Annotated in this window: 13 protein-coding genes and 1 riboswitch; of the genes, 12 read left to right on the top strand and 1 reads right to left on the bottom strand. The window is 64.8% G+C overall.

The genetic code is table 11. From position 1 onward, the window contains the following. Positions 1–160 precede the first annotated feature (160 nt). Both E3O48_RS04735 and thiC read left to right on the top strand, forming a co-directional pair. Positions 161–847: a hypothetical protein gene (locus E3O48_RS04735; RefSeq protein ID WP_134537476.1), complete on the top strand. Its 687-nt coding sequence runs from the start codon at positions 161–163 to the stop codon at positions 845–847. A gap of 47 nt (positions 848–894) precedes the next feature. Further along, positions 895–1,002: riboswitch (TPP riboswitch) on the top strand. Positions 1,003–1,091: 89 nt separating this feature from the next. Continuing rightward, positions 1,092–2,648 carry a phosphomethylpyrimidine synthase ThiC gene (gene thiC / locus E3O48_RS04730; RefSeq protein ID WP_370249188.1) on the top strand — a complete coding sequence of 519 codons (1,557 nt, stop codon included), beginning with the start codon at positions 1,092–1,094 and terminating at the stop codon, positions 2,646–2,648. A 69-nt stretch (positions 2,649–2,717) separates the two neighbouring features. Here the strand turns inward: thiC and E3O48_RS04725 are convergent, their stop codons facing one another. Further along, entirely contained in the window at positions 2,718–3,089 is a 372-nt protein-coding gene (locus E3O48_RS04725; protein ID WP_241982395.1) for a VOC family protein, read from the bottom strand. A 340-nt stretch (positions 3,090–3,429) separates the two neighbouring features. Between E3O48_RS04725 and E3O48_RS04720 the strand changes: the two genes are divergently transcribed. The 10 genes from E3O48_RS04720 (at position 3,430) to E3O48_RS04675 (ending at position 15,744) form a co-directional block, all read left to right on the top strand. Further along, positions 3,430–6,321 (top strand): bifunctional diguanylate cyclase/phosphodiesterase, encoded by a 2,892-nt coding sequence (locus tag E3O48_RS04720; RefSeq protein ID WP_134537473.1) that lies wholly within the window; start codon positions 3,430–3,432, stop codon positions 6,319–6,321. A 295-nt stretch (positions 6,322–6,616) separates the two neighbouring features. After that, positions 6,617–8,287 (top strand): GspE/PulE family protein, encoded by a 1,671-nt coding sequence (locus E3O48_RS04715; protein WP_134537472.1) that lies wholly within the window; start codon positions 6,617–6,619, stop codon positions 8,285–8,287. A gap of 19 nt (positions 8,288–8,306) precedes the next feature. Further along, positions 8,307–9,704, top strand: coding sequence for a type IV pilus twitching motility protein PilT (locus E3O48_RS04710; RefSeq protein ID WP_134537471.1), 1,398 nt, complete (start codon positions 8,307–8,309; stop codon positions 9,702–9,704). Then, positions 9,704–10,933, top strand: coding sequence for a type II secretion system F family protein (locus E3O48_RS04705; protein ID WP_241982394.1), 1,230 nt, complete (start codon positions 9,704–9,706; stop codon positions 10,931–10,933). The genes E3O48_RS04710 and E3O48_RS04705 overlap by 1 nt, the downstream gene beginning before the upstream one ends. A 179-nt stretch (positions 10,934–11,112) precedes the next feature. After that, complete coding sequence (locus E3O48_RS18220; protein ID WP_134537470.1) at positions 11,113–11,580, top strand: type II secretion system protein; 468 nt, start codon at positions 11,113–11,115, stop codon at positions 11,578–11,580. Between the two features lie 104 nt (positions 11,581–11,684). Then, the gene (locus E3O48_RS17775) at positions 11,685–12,164 is read left to right on the top strand and encodes a type II secretion system protein (protein WP_134537469.1); all 480 of its coding nucleotides are present in this window, start codon (positions 11,685–11,687) and stop codon (positions 12,162–12,164) included. A gap of 80 nt (positions 12,165–12,244) precedes the next feature. After that, positions 12,245–12,700, top strand: coding sequence for a hypothetical protein (locus E3O48_RS04690; RefSeq protein WP_134537468.1), 456 nt, complete (start codon positions 12,245–12,247; stop codon positions 12,698–12,700). 2 nt (positions 12,701–12,702) lie between these two features. After that, positions 12,703–13,296 carry a PilW family protein gene (locus E3O48_RS04685; RefSeq protein WP_134537467.1) on the top strand — a complete coding sequence of 198 codons (594 nt, stop codon included), beginning with the start codon at positions 12,703–12,705 and terminating at the stop codon, positions 13,294–13,296. Between the two features lie 47 nt (positions 13,297–13,343). Then, positions 13,344–14,921 (top strand): hypothetical protein, encoded by a 1,578-nt coding sequence (locus E3O48_RS04680; protein WP_134537466.1) that lies wholly within the window; start codon positions 13,344–13,346, stop codon positions 14,919–14,921. 1 nt (position 14,922) lies between these two features. Beyond that, on the top strand, positions 14,923–15,744 hold the full coding sequence (locus E3O48_RS04675; RefSeq protein WP_370249166.1) for an A24 family peptidase: 822 nt from the start codon (positions 14,923–14,925) through the stop codon (positions 15,742–15,744). Positions 15,745–15,748: the final 4 nt, after the last annotated feature.

Genomic DNA, 15,748 nt, shown 5'->3' with positions numbered 1-15,748 from the left:
CTACAACGGATGGCCCCCTGCTTCGGCAGGGGGCCATCCGTCGTTGAGCCCCGGTGATGTCGACGAGCCCAATGGCCGATCATCGGACCCGCCCGGTGATCGAGCCCGTCGAGACCACCGTGCCCGCTAGGCTGGCCCCAATCTGCCAGGGGGTTCGCCAATGACCGCACCAGCTCCGTCCGCTCCACCGCGCGCCCGGCGCCGGCTCTGGTTCCTGCTCGGCGCTATCGGCTCGGCGCTGGTCGTGACCCTCGTCGTGCTGCTCATCGTCTGGCGCGGCGGCGCCGGCCTGCCCGGTGACACCGCCGCGGGCGCCCGCCCCCAACCGAGCAAGACCCCGGCGCCGGTGGCCCTGGCCGCGGCGCCTGCCCCGGCGGCCACCCCGGCCGGGCCGCATCCGTCGACCTGCGGCGAACTCTACAGCCCGGCGATGGCGGCGGCATTCGGCACGGCGGTGCTCAACCCGGCCTGGACCGAAGCGGCGGACTCCGAAGTGCGGCACGGCACAGCGGATGCCGAACTCAGCACGGTCATCGACGCGGCCGACAAGCTCACCTGCGTCTGGGGAAACCCGAAGGGCGGCTCCGACAGCGGGCTCACCACGAACCTGGTCTGGGTCACCGCGGAGCAGAGCGCGGCCGTGAAGGCGCGCCTCGCCGCCGCCGGGATGACCTGTTACGAGGAGCTCGGCGGGCTGCGCTGCGTCACCGAGACCAGCGGGGATGCCGGCACCTCCGGTGAGTCGCACTTCGTCCGGGACGGGATCTGGCTGGCGACCCACTACGTCAACTCGGGCCCCGACGGTTACACCCACGACATCATCGCCAACGTCTGGGCCGGGGCGTAGCCGGACAGTTCGCCGGCGTCCGATTCGCGGATAGGGTGGTGGAGTCAACACATCACCACGGGAGCTCGCACCAGCGAGCTGAGAGGACGGCCGGGGCCGTCGACCGTTGAACCTGTCCGGGTAATGCCGGCGTAGGGAGATCTGCCGAATGAGCACGAACGACGCTATAGCCATGTCCACCGTCACCACAGGAGCCGTCTGGGGCAGCACGAAGAGGCACGAATCAGTTCCCGGATTCCCGGGAATGGCCACCCCGGTTCGCCGGGTGAACCTGAGCAACGGAGAGCACTTCGATCTCTACGACACGTCGGGCCCGTACACCGACGAGAGCGCGGAAATCGACCTGGACGCGGGTCTGGCGAAGACCAGGAACCGCTGGATCCGGCCGGCGCCCATCGACGGGGCGGCCACCCAGCTCGTCTGGGCGCGAGCCGGACTCGTCACTCCGGAAATGGCATACGTGGCAGCCAGGGAAGGCCTACCGGTCGAACTTGTGCGAGATGAGGTCGCCCGCGGCCGCGCCGTCATCCCGGCGAACCACCGGCACCCGGAGAGCGAGCCGATGATCATCGGCAAGGCATTTGCGGTCAAGATCAACGCCAACATCGGCAACTCCGCGGTCACGTCGTCGGTCGGGGAGGAGGTGGAGAAGATGGTGTGGGCCGCCCGGTGGGGAGCGGACACTCTGATGGACCTGTCCACCGGCAAGGACATCCACCTCACCCGGGAATGGGTCCTCCGTAACTCGCCCATTCCCGTCGGCACGGTGCCGATTTACCAGGCACTGGAGAAGGTCAACGGCGACCCGACGGCGCTCACCTGGGAGCTCTACCGCGACACGGTGATCGAGCAGTGCGAACAGGGCGTCGACTACATGACCGTGCACGCCGGGGTTCTGCTCCGGTATGTGCCGCTCACGGCCAAGCGCGTCACCGGGATCGTGTCCCGCGGCGGGTCCATCATGGCGGCCTGGTGCCTCGCCCACCACGAGGAAAGCTTCCTCTATACGCACTTCGTCGAGCTCTGTGAGATCCTGCGCCGCTATGACGTGACCTTCTCGCTCGGTGACGGACTTCGGCCCGGGTCCATCGCCGACGCGAACGACGAGGCACAGTTCGCCGAACTGCGCACCCTGGGCGAGCTGACGAAGGTCGCCAAGTCCTACGGCGTGCAGGTGATGATCGAAGGCCCCGGTCATGTGCCGATGCACAAGATCGTCGAGAACGTCCGGCTCGAGGAGGAACTCTGCGAAGAGGCTCCCTTCTACACGCTGGGTCCGCTCGCCACCGACATCGCCCCGGCCTACGACCACATCACCTCCGCGATCGGCGCGGCCATCATCGCCCAGGCCGGCACCGCCATGCTCTGTTACGTGACGCCCAAGGAACATCTCGGTTTGCCGAACCGCGACGATGTCAAGACCGGAGTGATCACCTACAAGATCGCCGCCCATGCCGCAGATCTGGCCAAGCAGCATCCGAGGGCACAGCAACGTGACGACGCGCTGAGCGTGGCCCGGTTCGAATTCCGGTGGAATGACCAGTTCGCGTTGTCACTCGACCCGGACACCGCCCGCAGCTTCCACGACGAAACGCTCCCCGCCGAGCCGGCGAAGACGGCGCACTTCTGCTCTATGTGCGGGCCGAAATTCTGCTCAATGCGCATTTCAGCGGATGTTCGTGCTTACGCCGAGGAAAACGGCCTCACCAGCGCGGCTGCCATCGAGTCGGGTATGGCCGAGAAATCGGCCGAATTCACCCGGTTGGGCAACTCGGTCTACCTCCCGTTGCGCGCACTCTGACATTGCCTTGCCGTCCGCGCCTGGATGGTGCCGAAGCGCCATCCAGGCGGCCGGTCGGGCCGGTTGACGTCAGAGCATCTCGGAAACGCAGATGAAGTTGCCCTCGGTGTCGCGGAACCAGGCGGACTTCATCTCGTCCTTGGCCGCGACCCCGTTGACGGTTTTCATGCCGGGAATGTCGTAGTCCTCGAAGACCACTCCGCGGGCCCGCAACCTCGTCATCTCACTGTCGAGATCGTCGGTCACCCAACCCATCTGCGTGTTCTTGGCGGTTCCGGCATTGCTCGTCTCATAGATTTCAAAGGCCTGGCCGGAATCCAGGCGGTAGACGAGAACGCCTTGATGAACCTCGGCAGGGTCGAGGTCGAGAGCGTCGTGATAGAAGGATTGCGCGCGCTTGAGATCTGCCGCGGGCAATACCGTGTGTACTTCCTTGAACATGTGAGAATCCCTTCTCATCGATGAAGGAACGGGCGGAACAGGAAGAGCGCCCTGGGGTCCCAGCCGCGGACCCGCGCCGTCTCGGCCGACCGCTAGCGCCTGCTTCCGAGTGGGAGTGCCGGCCGCGGTGGCGACGAGCGCAGTGGCGGACTAGAACTCCTCGTCCCCCGACCGGGCTTTCCTCGGATCGGTGGGCGGTGACTATCGCATATAGAGATGATGCTACGCCTCCCGAGACCGCCATAACAGAGGAATCCGTGGCGCGGGACGGCGAGAATGCCGGAACCCCGTATTCTTCTACTGGTGGCGGCATTCTCGCCCATCGCGAGCTGGGAGCACCATGGGTTTGACAAGTCGGATCGGGGCGGTCCTCGTCGGGGCCGTCGGACTCGTCGTCCTGATCGGCTGGTACACCGGCACCGCCGCGTTGACGACAGTGCTGCCGCATCTCGCGCCGATGAAACCGATCACCGCCGTCGCCCTGATCGTGTTGTCACTTTCCGTCGGGCTCGCGCATCGGTGGGCGGCCGTAAGCCTGGCCGCCGTCACGGTCGCCCTCGCACTTGCGACCCTGGTCGGGTACGCGCTCGGGTCCACGTTCGGCATCGCCGGGTGGGTGCCGGGGATCGACCTGGCCGGCCAGGAACCGCGGATGGCGCCGCTCTCGGCGGTGGGGCTGATCCTCCTCGGCACGGCCGCGATCGCGGTGCGGCTGTCCCGCACCACCCTGACGCAGGTCTTCGCGCATGCCTCCCTGCTGATCAGCCTGATAGCCCTCCTGGGCTATGCCTATGGTGTTTCTTCCCTCTACACCGTGGCCGGGTTCACGAGCATCGCACTGCACACGGCGCTGAGCCTCGCCATTCTGTCGGTGGCGGTGCTGCTTCAGCAGCCCACGGTGGGCCTGGTGGGATTGCTTCGCGAGCGGGGCAGCGCGGGCCAACTGATGCGCCGTGCCGTGCCGTTCCTCGTCCTTGGGCCCTTCCTCCTCGGCTGGCTGCGCATCTTGGGGCAGCGCGAGGGCCTGTACGACACGGTGTTCGGCGTCGCCATCCTCATCATGAGCATGACGGTGCTGGGCGTCGCGCTGATGTGGATCGCGGCCCTCAAGCTCCGGGAACTCGACCGGCAGCGCAACGAAGCCATGCAGGCCCTGGCCGAGGTCAACCACACCCTCGAGGAGACCGTCGATCGTCGCACCCGGGAACTGGGCGAAGTCGCCGACAAACTTCACACGTTCATCAAGATCGCCCCGGTCGGCATCGTCCAGCTGGACTCCGAGGGAGGCCTCCTCACCGCGAACGACCAGTGGCTCGCCCTGAGCGGCCTGCCCCTGCGCGAATGCCTGGGCGACGGCTGGGTGCGGGCGATGCACCCGGATGACGTTGATCGGGTATCAGGGGAGTGGGGCGCGGCGGTCGCTGCCGGGTCGATCTATGAGACGACCCTCCGCTTCCTCAACCCGCAGGGCCTGGTGCACTGGGTCCAGGTCAGCACCGCGCCGATCCACGGCCTGGATGCCGTGACAGTCACCGGTCATCTGGCCACCGTGACCGATATCACCGAGCTGCGCGACGCCGAGGAAGCGGCCGCCGCAGCGCGGGCACGCTTCGAGGCGGCCTTCGCGTCCTCGCCTCTGGGCACGGCGATCGTCTCTCTCGACGGAGAGGTGCTGGAGGCCAACAAACGCCTGTTCGACCTTGCCGGGCGGTCCACCGCCGTGATCACGGGCCACATCGACGAGATCTTCATGCCGGCCGGAGCCGACGGCGGCGATCGAATCAGCCTCACCGACGGGCCGTCCACCCGCCAGCGAATGGACCGACGGATGCGACGCGTCGATGCAGAGGAAACCTGGGTCAAGGTCAGCATCGCCGAGATCAACGAGGGAGAGTCGACCGGGGGACTCCTCTATCAACTGGAGGACATCACCGCCCGCCGGCTGGCCGAGGCGCGAGTGGAGCACCTCGCCTTCCACGATCCCCTGACCAGTCTGCCCAACCGCCTGCTGCTGCTCGACCGGCTTAACCAGGCGCTTATCCGGGCCGCGCATCAGGGCCAGGGCGTCGCCGTGCTGTTCATCGACCTCGACCGGTTCAAGTTCGTCAACGACAGCCTCGGCCACCACGCCGGTGACGCCGTGCTGACCGAGGTCGGTATCCGTCTGCGGATGAACGCCCGGGCAACCGACACGGTCTCCCGCATCGGCGGCGACGAATTCGTCGTGATCTGCCCGGATGTCGGCAGTAACCGTGACGTGCACAAGATCGCCGAGGCGCTGCAGAAGGCCATCGCCGAGCCGATCCACGTCGGCGACCAGGTCGCATCCGTCGACGCCAGCATCGGCATCGCGTTCGGTCTCGGCCACGACGATGCCGAATCGCTGCTGCGCAACGCCGACCAGGCCATGTACCTCGCGAAGGGCCGGGGCCGGGCCCGCTACGAGGTCTTCGACGACGACCTGCGCGCGAGGATCGAGCGCAGGCTCGACACCGAGCTGGCCCTGCGTGACGCGGTGGATCTCGGCGAAATCGAGACGTGGTTCCAGCCGATCGTCGACCTGCAGCAACGGACCGTCGTGGCCACCGAGGCGCTCGCACGATGGCGGCGCCCCGAACGGGGGCTGGTTCTCCCCGGTGAGTTCATCGCGATCGCCGAAGAAGTCGGGCTGATCAAGGGAATCGGCACCACGGTGCTCGGCCAGGCCTGCCAGGCGGTGGCCTCCCTCGACGAGGGCATGGCCGTCAGCGTGAACGTGTCGCCGCGGCAGTTCGTGCAGGACGACTTCGGGGCCGTCGTGAAACGCGCCCTCAAGGAGAGCGGCCTTCCGCCGCACCAGCTCTGGCTGGAATTGACCGAGAGCGCCGTGCTCGACGCGATCGACTCCGCCGCCCGCACCTTCCAGGAACTGCGCTCCCTCGGGGTGCGGCTTGCCATCGACGACTTCGGCACCGGCTACTCCTCCTTCACCCACCTGAAGGCGTTCACCGTGGACCTGCTCAAGATCGACCTCACCTTCATCCGTGACCTCGAGCGCTCCGAGCACGACCGGGCGATCGTCGAGGGCATCCTTCGTCTGGCCGATTCCCTCAACCTCGACGTCGTCGCCGAAGGCATCGAGACCACCGGGCAACGAGATCTCCTGACGGGGATGGGCTGCCGCTACGGCCAGGGCTACCTGTTCTCGAAGCCGGCACCGTCGGTATCCCCCGACGTGTACTTCGGCGACTAGCTGGCGAGGTGCCTCCCGGCCCACCGAACGGGGTGAAGCCGCGGCGATCTGGTTCCCTCTCCCCGGCGCTGCGGCGTCGGGCGACGGTTCCGGGGCGCTACTCTTCAAGTACGGCTCAGCAAAGTGAATCCCTGGGTACGTACCGTTTCACCCCCGTACCCCCTGATCGCGGGACTGTTCGGCGGCACCCCGGCGGGATATCGTTTTTCGTTACCCATTACATTTCGAGTGCCGCTTCACCCTGCTGCAAGCACTCGCAGTTCCAGCAGCGCTCTACAGTCCGGGAGAGGTTCGCGTGGCCAGCCTCACCGAGATTCTGATCCTGCACGGTCTGCTGCCGATCGAGGAACTCGACCATTTGATGGCCGGCGACCCGGCCGACGAGACCGCCGTGCGCGCCCTCGTCACCAAGGGCGTCATCACCGAGGTGCAATTCGCCAAGGCCCGAGCGCAGCAGGCCAACCTCCCCTTCGTCGAGCTTGCCGACTACCCGGTCGACCGGCTTGCGGTCTCGCTGGTGCCGGTCGCGGTCTGCAAACGCCACGAAGTGATCCCGATCGCGGTCGACAACGGCCGGCTCATCCTGGCCATGGTCGATCCCGGCAACGTCTTCGCCGTCGACGACGTGCGCGAGGCCTCCCGAATGCGCGTCACCCAGGTGGTCGCCGAACGTGGCGACCTGCTCGCTGCGATAACCCGCTACCACCGCGCCGACGACGAACTCAGCGACCTCACCTCCACCCTGGAGGAAGAGAACGCCGCCGCCGAGAGCTCATCCTTCGGCGTCTCGGACTCCATCGACGACGACGCCCCGATCGTTCGGTTCGTGAACCTGCTGGTCAGCCAGGCCATCCAGGACCTAGCCTCCGACATCCACATCGAACCCGGCGAGCACAGCCTGCGGGTGCGCTACCGCATCGACGGCGTGCTGCACGAGATGCAGACCGCGCCCAAGAGCATCCAGAACGGCGTCATTTCGCGGCTCAAGATCATGAGCGACATCGACATCGCCGAGCGGCGCAAACCGCAGGACGGCCGCATGACCGTGCGTCACGCCGGCCGCCAGATCGACCTGCGCGTCGCGACCCTGCCCACCGTGTGGGGCGAGAAGGTCGTCATGCGAATCCTCGACAACTCGAACACGACTCTCGACGTGCGCGCGCTGGCTCTCCTGGACTACAACTTCGAGGCGTACAAGACTTCGTACTCCAAGCCCTACGGCATGATTCTGATCACCGGTCCGACGGGTTCGGGCAAGTCGACCACCCTCTACACGACCCTGGGCGCCGTCGCCCGCCCCGAGATCAATGTGATCACGGTCGAAGACCCGGTCGAGTACCGCATGGCGGGCATTAACCAGGTGCAGGTGAACCCGAAGGCCGGCCTCACCTTCGCCAGCGCGCTCCGGAGCATCCTGCGCAGCGACCCGGATGTCGTGCTGCTGGGTGAGATCCGCGACCACGAGACCGCGCAGATCGCCATCGAGGCGTCGCTGACCGGGCACCTCGTGCTGTCGACCCTGCACACCAACGACGCGCCGAGCGCGATCACCCGGCTCACGGAGATGGGCATCGAACCGTTCCTGGTCGGGTCCGCCCTGGACTGCGTGGTCGCCCAGCGGCTGGCCCGACGCCTCTGCGACAAGTGCAAGAAGCCGTCCGTGCTGTCAGCGGAGTACCTGACCCGGTTGCGCTTCGCGTTCGACCCGGAGCGGCCGCTGCCCACGATCTATGGACCGGTCGGCTGCTCGCATTGTTCGAAGACCGGCTACCGCGGCCGAATCGCGGTGCACGAGGTGATGACGGTGACCGAGGACATCGAGCGCCTCGCCGTCGCCCGCGCGTCCAGCGCCGAAATCGGCCGGGTCGCGCGCGAGCAGGGCATGATCACCCTCCGCGAAGACGGCTGGGCGAAAGCCCGGCTGGGCTTGACATCGATCGAAGAAATCTTGCGAGTGGTCGCATAGTGCTGAAGGGGACATCTGCATGAGCCAGCCCATCTATGAAATTCCGGTGACACCGCCGGGAACAGCGGGAGGCAGCTGGAGCCTCGGCGATGCCGAACCAGACGACCTCGACGAGTCCGTTGACGAGGTTGCGGAGATCCCGGCTGTTGCAGCGCCTGTCACGGATGTCCCGCAGGCCCATCTTCTAGAGACCGCCGTTCTTCCGGTGGACTCGGACACCGGGCCGGTCGAGACAACAGGGCGTCGCTCCCGCACCAGGAGCACCGACAACGAGGTCTCGGACCTCGATCTGCTGAATGCACTGGCCGAGGTGCTCGACACCGGTGCGTCCGACCTGCACATCACGGTCGGCGCCCCGCCGAGCATCCGCGTCGACGGTGGCCTCCGGCCGATCGAGGGTGAGTCCCGCTGGATGGGTGACAAGGTCACTTCGGCGCTCTACAGCATCCTCTCGGCCAAGCAGCGCGCACAGTTCGAGGAAGAGCTCGAGCTCGACTTCGCCTACACCGCGGGCGGCGCGCGCTTTCGCGTCAACTACTATTACCAGCGCAACTCGATCGGCGGGGCGTTCCGGCTGATCCCGCGCGAGATCAAGCCGCTGAAAGAGCTCGGCATCCCCGAGACCGTGAGTCAGTTCGCCAAGCTGCCCCGTGGCCTCGTGCTGGTGACCGGCCCGACTGGTTCGGGCAAGTCGACCACCCTGGCGGCCCTCATCGACCTGGTCAACCGCACCCGCGCCGACCACATCGTGACGGTCGAGGACCCGATCGAGTTCCTGCACAAGCACCAGAAATCCCTGGTCAACCAGCGCGAGGTGGGCCACGACACCAAGAGCTTCGCCGCCGCGCTGAAGCACGTGCTGCGCCAGGACCCCGACGTGATCCTGATCGGCGAGCTGCGCGACCTGGAGACGATCTCGGTCGCCCTGACCGCCGCCGAGACCGGCCACCTCGTCTTCGCCACCCTGCACACGCAGTCCGCGGCCCAGACCATAGACCGTGTCATCGACGTGTTCCCGCCGCACCAACAGGGGCAGGTGCGCGCCCAGCTCGCCGCCACCCTGCAGGGCGTGGTCTGTCAGACCCTGGTCAAGAAGGTCGGCGGTGGCCGGGTCGTCGCCACAGAGGTCATGGTCACCACGCCGGCGGTTGCGAACCTGATTCGCGAAGGAAAGACCTACCAGATCGCGTCGTCGATGCAGGCCGGTCGCGCCCTGGGCATGCACACGATGGATCAGCACCTCGCCGAGCTTGTGGACGCGGGCTCGATCACCCGGGCGTCGGCCGAGGAGAAGGCGCAGGACCTCGAAGGCCTCGCGCAGCTGATCCGGCGCGTCGATCCGACCGAGGCGTCCGTGAACGCCATGTCAGCCGGCGGAATCGACTTCGGCGACTCCTACTCGCCCAGGGGCCGTTAGTGGCATCGAACCTTGCCTACGCATACAAGGCTCGTGACGCGGCTGGCAAAGCCGTCAAGGGGCGTCTGGATGCCTCGTCTGAAAGCGTGGCAATGTCGCGCCTCCGCGCCATGGGGCTATCACCAATCTCCATGGTCGTCGTCCCGGAAGGGAGCGGGCTGAGCCGAGAAATCAACATTCCTGGTTTCAGCAAAGGCGTGAGCCTGAAGGACCTGGCGATCATGAGCCGGCAGATGGCAACCATGATCGGGGCGGGACTTTCCCTTTTGCGAACGCTCAACATTCTCGCCGAACAAACCGAGAGTAAGCCGCTCACTAAAATTCTCGTTGCGGTTAGGGATGACGTCGAGACTGGTGTGTCCATCTCCGATGCAATGGCGCAGCATTCCAAATCGTTCCCGCCTTTGATGGTGAACATGGTTCGGGCGGGTGAGACCGGCGGTTTCCTGGAGGGTTCCCTGGATTCGATCGCCGAAAACTTCGAAAAGGAGGTCAAACTGCGAGGCACGATTAAGTCTGCGATGACCTATCCCGTGATCGTGCTTGTCATGTCCCTGGTATCTGTCGTCGCGATGCTGATTTTCATCGTTCCGGTATTCGAGAACATGTTTACGAATCTGGGTGGGCAACTCCCGCTCCCCACGATGATGCTCGTGTATCTGTCCCGGTCGATGATTTACATCGCTCCGATTCTCGTCGTGATCGGGATCGCCTTTGCGATTTGGTGGCCGCGCAATAAGAACACGGAACGTGTGCGCAAGTTCCTTGATCCGCTCAAGTTGAAGCTGCCGGTCTTCGGGCAGCTGCTCAAGAAGATCGCGGTCGCTCGATTTAGTCGCAACTTCGCGAATATGATTGGCGCCGGCGTACCCATCCTTCAGGCCCTTCACATCGTCGGTGAGACCTCGGGCAACTGGGTGGTCGAGCAGGCACTGGTCAAGGTGGCCGACTCGGTACGCCAGGGACATTCCATTGGCGGTCCCCTTGCCCAGGAGCCCGTGTTTCCAAACATGGTGACCCAGATGATCTCCGTTGGTGAGGACTCCGGTTCCCTCGAGCAGATGCTGAACAAGATCGCGGATTTCTACGATCAGGAAGTTGAGTCCGCCACCGAGCAACTGACCGCCATGATCGAACCTCTAATGGTCGCCTTCCTCGGCGTCGTGGTCGGAGGCATGATAGTCGCCCTATACCTGCCGATCTTCAACATCTCGACACTGATCAAGTAGTCCCCGAAGTGGGGGGGTGTCGCTCTCCCCATCCCTACAACTGGGGGGGAGTATCGGTGTATACCCCCCCATTGGCGGGATTCTTCTGGGAGATTTCTCTCAATATCATGAGTACCATGCTGGATCATCTGATCCGGAATTCCCGCCCACAGCAGCACTAGATTGAAATGGACATCCTCATGGTTTCTCGCATCATGGGCGGGCTCAACAGCCGCCGTAATTCCCTCCAGAAGAGCGAAAAGGGCTTCACCCTGATCGAGCTCCTCGTCGTCGTGATCATCATCGGCATCCTCGCCGCGATCGCCATCCCGGTGTACCTGGGCATCCAGAACAACGCCAAGGACAGCGCCGTGAAGTCGGATGTGGCCAACGCCAAGACCGCTATCGCGGCATACGCGACCGACAACAACGGCGCGCTTCCTGCCACCCTCAGCGCCCTGCCGTCGAAGTACGGCTACGTCGCGCCGGCAGGAACTGGCGGGAACTACACCTCCGCCGCCGGGCTTCCCACGCTTTCGTTTTCCGGTAGCGCATTCTGCATCATTGCCACTGCGGTGACCGGCACCAAGATCGGCGCCAGCGACATCTCCGGCATCGTCTCCAGCGCGACGACCGCGTGCAGCGCAGGCGGAGTACTCACCCCGTAACAATCGGCCGCATCGACCTGGGGGTGCCTCACAGTGCCCCCAGGTCACCGCTCGGTAGTGGGCATGCTCACCTTTGCCCTTTCACTACTCAGGAACGGATAGAGATGATGACTTCCAGCGTCTCGCGCGCCCCGGCTGCTCGTCGCGGGCGCTTGTCGCAGGGCGTGCAGGGCTTCACCCTGATTGAGCTCCTCGTCGTCGTCATCATCATCGGCATATTGTCCGCAATCGCCGTCCCGGTGTACCTGGGCATTCAGAACAACGCCGTGGACAGTGCCGTGAAGTCGGACGTGCGCAATGCCAAGACCGCCGTCGTCGCGTACGCGACGGATAGCGAGGGTTCCCTTCCCGCCGACGTGGCCAGTTTGCCCGCGAAATACGGGTATGTTTCTCCGCTGGCCACCGACAATAACTATGTCTCTCCGGGTTCCATCCCCGTGCTCACTAAGGGCACTGGTGCCTCAACGGACTTCTGCGTTTATGCAGTCTCCACGACCGGCGCGAAGGTCGGTGCCAGTCATGTCTCGGGCGTCGCGTCCTGCGCGTTCACCGCGTGTTCGGCCACCGGAGTGCTCACTCAGTGACCCCCATTTATGTGGGCTCCAGTGCCGCACGGCCAGGAGTCACGAAACCCACGGATACCCGACATCCAAGCGAGGCACGGATGAACGACCAGCCCGGCCGGCGCACGCAGGCTAACGACGACGAGCGCGGTTTCGGCATTATTGAAATCGTTGTGTCCATGTTTCTACTGGGCCTGCTCATCATCTCCTTCGCCCCCATACTCATCACGAATCTGCAGTTCACGGCTAGAAACACGACGATTGCCACCGCGGCTCAGATCGTCAATATGCAGATCGAGGCGGCCCGCGCTGTGCGTTCGGTCACATCCACGACACCGAGCTGCACCGACATCCAGTCGTTTCTCGCTCTCACCCAGGCTCCGGTCGTCGATCCGCGCGGCGTCGTGTTGCAGCCCGTCTGGGACACCTTCAGCGGCTGCACAGCGAGCCTGACGGCGGGGTACGTTCGGGTGAGAGTGTCAGTCACCCAGGTCGGATATCCCAATTCCACTGCCTCCGCCAGCACGCTCATCTTCGTCGCTTCGGGGGGGTACTAGCCATGGAGCAGCACGCAGCACAGAACCGCGAATGGGGATTCTCGCTGGCTGAACTTCTGATCTACATGGCGTTGCTCGTACTGGTGCTGTTCGTCGCCGGCGGGCTGTTGATCAACGGCCTGCGAACACAGGAGACAACTCAGTCCGTCACGAACGCCTCAACTACCGCCCAGCAGATTGCGCGCTCGGTACAGGCCGGCGTGCGAAACGCCTCAGCGGTCACGGTCGTGACTGATGCCGTAGCCGGCACCCAGTTGCTGGTCGTTCGTACCATCGGAACCGATCCCACTTCGACGGCGGCATCGTGCCAGGCTTGGTTTTACACCCCTCTCAACGGCGGTTCCGTCTACACGAAGAGGACCTCGTCCCCGGCCTCCCTCATTACTGTGCCCGCCGGTGGCCCCCAGGGCGTGTGGTCCCTATTGGGAAGCGGGGTGAGTCCGGCAGACCCTGTGACCGCGCGAGTCTTCAACGCCCCCAGCGGTTCCCGCGTAGACCTGAAGTTCAGTGTTGCGGCCGGGGCCCACCCGTACGTTTTGATCAATACGACGACCTATACCCCACAGATATCGATGGTGAGCGCACCGTGCTTCTAGTAATCGCCAAACTCTCAGGTCGTTTGCGTCACGAACGCGGAAGCGCCATGCTTGTCGCCCTCGGACTGACGGCCGTGGCTTCCATAATCGCAATAACGATCACCTCGAGCTCGCTGTACGCCGTCGGCTACACCACTTCGACGCGCTCCGGAGTGCAGGCACAGGCCGCTGGCGAGGCGGGAATCGATTACGCCGCGGCGAAGCTCGCGACCTCGGTGTGCCAGCCGCAGTATGGGCCTACCGCCACGGAACCAGTGTTCACCGTCACGGTGTCTTCGTCTCTGCTGTCAGCATCTGCAACGGGCGATGTTGATACGTCCTGGGTGGCCGGGTGTCCTACATCGGCAGCATTCAAGAGGGTCAAACTCGTCTCCGAGGGATCAGCGAACACGCTGGGGATGCTTGGTAATGCGTCCGGGGACAAACGCAAAGTCGAGGCGATCTACCCCTACACGCCGACACCCCCTACCTGGATTACGGCGTCGGGCGCGGCCATTTACTCGTTCTCCCAGACGGACAGCACCGTCAACAACCTCGATATCAACTCCTCAAGCGCGACCCCTGCCACGATCCAGTACCTGTCCGGCAGCGCGAGCTGCACCTCAGGCTCGACGATTCACGGCAGCGTGATTCTCGGCCAGGGTGGGGCGTCCTTGGCCAGCGGGTGCCTCATCGATGGGGACCTTTATGCCTCGGGGTCGGTGTCTCTGAACAGTGCCACGGTTACCGGAAACGTGAGCGCCGACAGCGGAGCCTACCCGTCTGTGTCGCTGGCTCCGTCCGCGATTGTCCAGGGCAATGTGCTGGCTGGTGGCCCGGTTCTTGTCCAGGGAGCGGTCGGCGGGAACATCGTTGCGGGGCCCGCTGGTGGAGTCACGAAGATATCCGGATCGGTGGGAGGATCGGTGATTGTGGCCGGCACTTTGAACACGGCGGGAGGGACAATCATCGGGTCAACCCTCACGGGTAAGACCGGCATCGTCGCTCCGGTCATTCCCTTCGTGCCGGGCTGGGTGGACTACCCCTACAGTCTGTCCGACTGGGCACCCGGCGGGTTCACCGAATTTGTGATGTCCGACTGCACCAATTCCGGGTTCGTGAGCGCCATGACCGCCATGCTGGCGTCGACCACGCCCAAGGTGCTCAACGGGCTCGCGTGCGGATCCTCGGGGCTGGATTTCACCAAGCTCAGTTCCACCCAGACGCTCACCAGCGACCTCGTGGTCATCGCCAACTCGTTCAACCTGGGCAACAACAACTTCGTGTCGTCGAACGTGGCCAACACTCGGAATATGTGGCTCATCACGCCGGACCGTGGAGTCGGCGGAAACCAGTTTCCGGACTGCCCAATCGGGGGGACCTTCAAGATGGCAAGCCACACAACGGTCAGCGCGCGGGTCAACGCCCTGATCTACTCGCCGTGCACGATCACCAACTCCGCCGATGTCTGGCAGGGTCAGATCTACGCGGCGGGAACCAAGACCGCGAATGCGTTCATTTTGAATTACGTGCCCATCGGCATCCCCGGTGTCAACCTCAGCGACGGCACGTCGACGAGCATCACCCTGCCCGGCACGGGAGTGCTGGGAATCCGTACCGCCCTTCGCAACATCAACGCGGGCTAGCGTGGCCATTCTCATCGGGATGTTCGGCTCCGTGATCGGTTCATTCCTCAATGTCGTCGTCTACCGGTTGCCGCTCAAACGGTCCATCGTCTCGCCACCGAGTGCCTGCGGCGGATGCGGCGGGCCGATCCGTGCTCGCGACAACGTTCCCGTGCTGTCCTGGCTGCTGTTGTGGGGCCGCTGCAGGGACTGTGGGATCAAGATTTCGGCACGGTACCCGCTCGTTGAGCTGGGCACAGCCGTCTTCTTCGGCGCCGTGGCCTGGTGGGTTCTGGCTGGTCGCGCCGTGCAGGTCCCAACGACAACAAGCGAGACCCTCGCAATGATCCTCACGCTCGTGGCCTTGCTGTACCTGGCCGCGGTGAGCGTCGCCCTAGCGTTGATTGATCTCGATACGCACACCCTCCCCAATCGGATTGTGCTGCCGGCCTACCCGGTGGGTGCGGTGTTGCTCACCTCTGCAGCCGTGGCGGCGGGCGAGCCCGGGCGGCTCATCGGGGCCATCATCGGGGCTGGCGGGCTATTCGCACTGTACTTTCTCATGGCGCTGGCCTACCCGGCCGGCATGGGGATGGGCGACGTGAAGCTCGCTGGGCTGCTCGGTCTCTACCTGGGATGGTTCGGTTGGGGCCAGCTCGCTGTCGGGGCGTTCTCAGCATTTCTACTGGGCGGCCTGTTTGCGCTCGTGCTCCTCATCGCCCGTCAGGCCAACAGGAAAAGCGGTATCCCGTTTGGCCCATGGATGTTGGCGGGAGCATGGCTCGGCATCTTCTATGGTGAACAGATAGCCGTCGGCTATTTGTCGCTTTTTGGTTTGGCATGACCGC

It is taken from the genome of Cryobacterium sp. HLT2-28 (assembly GCF_004402495.1).
GTDB classification, from domain to species: Bacteria; Actinomycetota; Actinomycetes; order Actinomycetales; family Microbacteriaceae; genus Cryobacterium; species Cryobacterium mannosilyticum.
The sequence above is the reverse complement of the archived record's forward strand: the minus strand, read 5'-3'. Positions and strand labels throughout refer to the sequence as shown.

What these genes read in the sequence shown, in the direction of transcription:
- thiC (WP_370249188.1), top strand. Translation starts at nt 1,092, where the DNA reads ATGGCCACCCCGGTTCGCCGGGTGAACCTGAGCAACGGAGAGCACTTC.
- E3O48_RS17775 (WP_134537469.1), top strand. Translation starts at nt 11,685, where the DNA reads ATGATGACTTCCAGCGTCTCGCGCGCCCCGGCTGCTCGTCGCGGGCGC.
- E3O48_RS04680 (WP_134537466.1), top strand. Translation starts at nt 13,344, where the DNA reads ATGCTTGTCGCCCTCGGACTGACGGCCGTGGCTTCCATAATCGCAATA.
- E3O48_RS18220 (WP_134537470.1), top strand. Translation starts at nt 11,113, where the DNA reads ATGGTTTCTCGCATCATGGGCGGGCTCAACAGCCGCCGTAATTCCCTC.
- E3O48_RS04710 (WP_134537471.1), top strand. Translation starts at nt 8,307, where the DNA reads ATGAGCCAGCCCATCTATGAAATTCCGGTGACACCGCCGGGAACAGCG.
- E3O48_RS04735 (WP_134537476.1), top strand. Translation starts at nt 161, where the DNA reads ATGACCGCACCAGCTCCGTCCGCTCCACCGCGCGCCCGGCGCCGGCTC.
- E3O48_RS04720 (WP_134537473.1), top strand. Translation starts at nt 3,430, where the DNA reads ATGGGTTTGACAAGTCGGATCGGGGCGGTCCTCGTCGGGGCCGTCGGA.
- E3O48_RS04690 (WP_134537468.1), top strand. Translation starts at nt 12,245, where the DNA reads ATGAACGACCAGCCCGGCCGGCGCACGCAGGCTAACGACGACGAGCGC.
- E3O48_RS04685 (WP_134537467.1), top strand. Translation starts at nt 12,703, where the DNA reads ATGGAGCAGCACGCAGCACAGAACCGCGAATGGGGATTCTCGCTGGCT.
- E3O48_RS04725 (WP_241982395.1), bottom strand. Translation starts at nt 3,089, where the DNA reads ATGTTCAAGGAAGTACACACGGTATTGCCCGCGGCAGATCTCAAGCGC.